A 3,650-nucleotide genomic window follows, 5' to 3' on the forward strand; every position below is an offset into this window, starting at 1 on the left:
AGCCGGGCCGAGGCGCCCCGCCCGCCGCCGGCTGGCGGGCCGAGCTCGTCGCGGGGTTTCGGTTCATCTGGGCCAACCCGATGCTCCGCCCGCTGTGGATCGTGAGCGTGCTGATCGGCATCTGCCACGCCGCCATCACGTCCACGCTGGTGCTGTTCGTCCTGGATCGGCTGGACGTGCCCGAGGCCTGGTACGGCACCTTCATGCTGGCCGGCGCCCTGGGCGCCCTGACCGCGGCGGCCACCACGAGCCGGCTCAAGGCGCGCTTCGGGACGGGACCCGTGATGGCGGTCGCGAACGCCGTGGGCCTCGGGGCCTGGTTCCTCGCCGGCGCGTTCCCCCTGGTCTGGGTGGGCGCGGTGGCGATCTTCGTGTCGTTCGGCTGCACGACGACGTGGAACGTGCTGGTCATGTCGCTGCGCCAGGCCGCGGTACCGAACCACCTGCTCGGCCGGGTGCACGGCACCTGGCGCACCGCCCTGTGGGGCGCGATGCCGATCGGCTCGCTGGCCGGGGGTCTCCTGGCCCGCACCGGCTACAGCACGCCGCTGCTGGTCGGGGCCACGGCAGGCCTGCTTGTCGCCGTCGCCGGGCACAGGTACATCGCCACGCTGCCCGACCCGGAGTCGCTGGACCCGGGGACGCCGGACCCCGCGTAGGCCGGGACCCCGGCCGGGGGTACGGGTCAGATCCAGCGCTTCCAGCGGAAGACGCCGAACAGGCCCACGCTCACGGCCAGCATCGCCACGAGAGCGACCGGGTAGCCGTACGCCCAGTCGAGCTCCGGCATGATCTCGAAGTTCATGCCGTAGACCGTGCCGACGAGCGTCGGGGCGAACAGGATGGCCGCCCAGCCCGAGATCTTCTTGACCTCCTCGCCCTGCCGGATGCTGACCTCGGAGAGGTGCTTCATCTCCTCGTTCTGCCGCTGCGCGACCAGCGTCGCGGCGACGGTGAGGATGTCGCGCAGCGCGGCGCGGAAGACCTCGATGCGGTCGGCGGCCTCGGTGAGGTGGTCAGCGACGTCGCGCAGGTAGGCCTGCAGCTCGGGGTCCACGCCGTACTTGTCGGCGCCCTTGGCGAGCGAGCCGCACAGGGCCTGCTCCGGCCGGACCGCGCGCTGGAAGTCGATGACCTCGCGGGACAGCTCGTAGATGCGTCGCGAGACGTCGGGGGCGCCGCCCCAGACGTCGGACTCGATCTCGTCGATGTCGTGGTCCAGCCCAGCCACGACCGGCGCGTAGCCGTCCACGACGCTGTCGAGGATCGCGTACAGCACGGCCTCGGGGCCGCGCGCGAGCATCTCGCGGTCCGACTCAAGCCGGGCCCGCACCGCGGCCAGGTCGGGCGAGGCACCGTGGCGCACGGTCACCACGAAGTCGGGGCCGACGAAGACGTGCAGCTCGCCGAACTCGACCTCCTCGGCGTCGTCCAGGTAGCGGGCGGCGCGCAGCACCACGAACAGGGTGTCGCCGTAGCGCTCGATCTTGGGGCGCTGGTGTGCCTGGATGGCGTCCTCGATGGCGAGCGGGTGCAGGTCGAACTCGCGCGCGAGCGACGTCAGCTCGCTCTCCTCGGGCCGCTCCAGCCCGATCCAGGCCATTCCGCCCGGGCGCGAGCGCAGCGCGCTGAACGTCTCGGCGAGGTTGTCGTAGCGGGCGGTGCGGACGCCGTCGTCGTAGATCGCGGCGGCGACCACGGCCGAACGGGGCGCTGGCGCGACGGGACCGGGTGCGACGTCGGGCACGGCGCCGACGGTGCGGCGCTGGCGCAGCGCGCCCAGCAGCGGGCGGGCAGGACGGGAGGGCAGGAACGTGGCCATGGGAGAACTCCTGGGGTCGAGCGCAGGAAAAGGACTGCGAACACCGCAACAGGGACGGCCGGGCGACCGGTGGACCTCACGCCCCGACAGGGGGCGGAGCGCACCGGTGCGCGAGAGCCCGCGGACACGCGGGCAGGGGAACCGTCAGCTCAGCTGCGGTTCGGACTACTCGGAGGCTCGCTACGGGTCATGCGCGCCACCTCCTTCGTCCTGCGGCGGTCCGCCGCACCAGGTCATGCTCTACCGGGGCCAAGTCTAGCCCCGTCACCCCTCAGGATCGAAACAGTTCGAGAGCAACGTCACAGATCGGGTCACCAGGCGTCGTGGGGCCGGTGGTGCACCCCGGGCGGGGTGTGGAACTCGTGCGGCGTGGGCGACAGGTAGGCCCGCGCGAACTGCAGCGAGGCCGCCAGGTCGTCGTGCCGCTCGGCCGCGCTGCGGGCCGCGCGCGTCGAGATCTCCACGCAGACGTCGCCGCTCCAGCGGCGCGCGACCAGCTCCTGGAGCACCTTCTCCGCGTGCATCTTGCCGCGTCCGGGCACCAGGTGCTCGTCCCGCGCGCCGTGGTTGCCGTCGGCGAGGTGCACGTGCCGCAACCGGTCGCCGAACGTGTGCAGCAGGGTGAGCGCGTCCTGCTGCGCCACGCTCGCGTGCGACAGGTCGAGGGTCACGGCGTCGTAGTCGTGCTCCGCCGGGTCCCAACCCGGCAGATAGGCCTGGAACTCACGCCGTCCACCGCGCCACGGGTACATGTTCTCGACCGCGATCGTCACGCCGGTCGACTCGCTGAGCTGCCGCACCTGGTCCTGGAACTGGCGCGCGTACTTGTACTGCCAGCGGAACGGCGGGTGCACCACCACGGTGCCGGCGCCGAGCTCGAGGGCCATCTCCGTCGTCCGCTCCAGCTTCGCGACCGGGGACCGGCCCCAGACCCGCTGGCTCACCAGCAGGGTCGGCGCGTGCACCGAACGCACAGGCACCCCGTTGTCGGCGGCGAGCTTCGCCAGCGCCCGGGGGTTCTGGGTGACCTCCTCGGACCAGATCATCACCTCGATGCCGTCGTAGCCGAGCTCGGCCGCGGACTCGAACGCGAGCGGGACACGGCGCGGGAAGACCGAGGCCGTCGAGAGCGTGACGTGGACGTCGGGTTCGTCGGGCTCCTGCGGTTCGGTCCTGATCGGTTCGGGCATGCGGGCCACCTTAGAGCGCCTACGTGACTGTGATGTGACCTGGAGGTTCAGATGGGGTTCAGGTGAGGAGACGTTCCCGCGCCAGGTCGCGGGCGGCGTCGGCGGTCGAGCACTCGAGGACTGCCCGCGCCAGGTCCACGCACTCGTCGCGGGACACGGCCGCGAGAGTACCCGCGACGTCCGCCAGAGCACGAGGGGTCATGGACAGAGACGTTACGCCCAGTCCGACCAGTACGGGAGCGAGCAGCGGATCCGCCGCCGCCTCACCGCACACCCCCACCGGAGCACCATGCAACGCGCCGCCCTTGCTCGCCACCCGGACCAGCTCAAGCACGGCGGGCTGCCACGGCGTCGAGAGGACGGCGACCCCGGCCAGGTCCCGGTCGGCCGCCATCGTGTACTGCGTGAGGTCGTTGGTGCCCAGGCTCGCGAACGAGACCTCCGCCAGCAGGTGCCGCGCCTGGAGAGCCGCGGCCGGGGTCTCGATCATGATGCCCGGCGTGTCCAGGCCGTGCGCCGCGCACGCCGCCGCGAAGTCCCGGGACTCGTCGACGGTGGAGACCATCGGCGCCATCACCCAGACCTCGGCGGTCTCGGCGGCGGCGGCCCGGGCGATCGCGCCGAGCTGCCGGTCCAGC

4 protein-coding genes are annotated in these 3,650 nt (G+C 72.4%); 1 reads left to right on the forward strand and 3 read right to left on the reverse strand.

Going from position 1 to position 3,650, the window contains the following annotated elements; all coding sequences use genetic code 11:
• The coding region (locus PROKR_RS00800; RefSeq protein WP_211239985.1) for an MFS transporter at positions 1-659 on the forward strand (659 nt) is incomplete at its 5' end.
• Positions 660-685: 26 nt separating this feature from the next.
• Here PROKR_RS00800 and PROKR_RS00805 read toward each other — a convergent pair.
• The 3 genes from PROKR_RS00805 to PROKR_RS00815 form a co-directional block, all read right to left on the reverse strand.
• Positions 686-1,822 (reverse strand): magnesium and cobalt transport protein CorA, encoded by a 1,137-nt coding sequence (locus tag PROKR_RS00805; RefSeq protein ID WP_036958875.1) that lies wholly within the window; start codon positions 1,820-1,822, stop codon positions 686-688.
• 311 nt (positions 1,823-2,133) lie between these two features.
• On the reverse strand, positions 2,134-3,012 hold the full coding sequence (locus tag PROKR_RS00810; RefSeq protein WP_051432562.1) for a sugar phosphate isomerase/epimerase family protein: 879 nt from the start codon (positions 3,010-3,012) through the stop codon (positions 2,134-2,136).
• 58 nt (positions 3,013-3,070) lie between these two features.
• Positions 3,071-3,650 (reverse strand): putative PEP-binding protein (locus PROKR_RS00815; RefSeq protein ID WP_036958876.1); only part of this gene is annotated, 580 nt, incomplete at its 5' end.

The organism is Promicromonospora kroppenstedtii DSM 19349 (assembly GCF_000515355.1).
Taxonomy (GTDB): Bacteria; Actinomycetota; Actinomycetes; order Actinomycetales; family Cellulomonadaceae; genus Promicromonospora; species Promicromonospora kroppenstedtii.

Excerpts from the sequence above, each read along its gene's own strand:
- PROKR_RS00805 (WP_036958875.1), bottom strand. The coding sequence starts at position 1,822 with ATGGCCACGTTCCTGCCCTCCCGTCCTGCCCGCCCGCTGCTGGGCGCG.
- PROKR_RS00810 (WP_051432562.1), bottom strand. The coding sequence starts at position 3,012 with ATGCCCGAACCGATCAGGACCGAACCGCAGGAGCCCGACGAACCCGAC.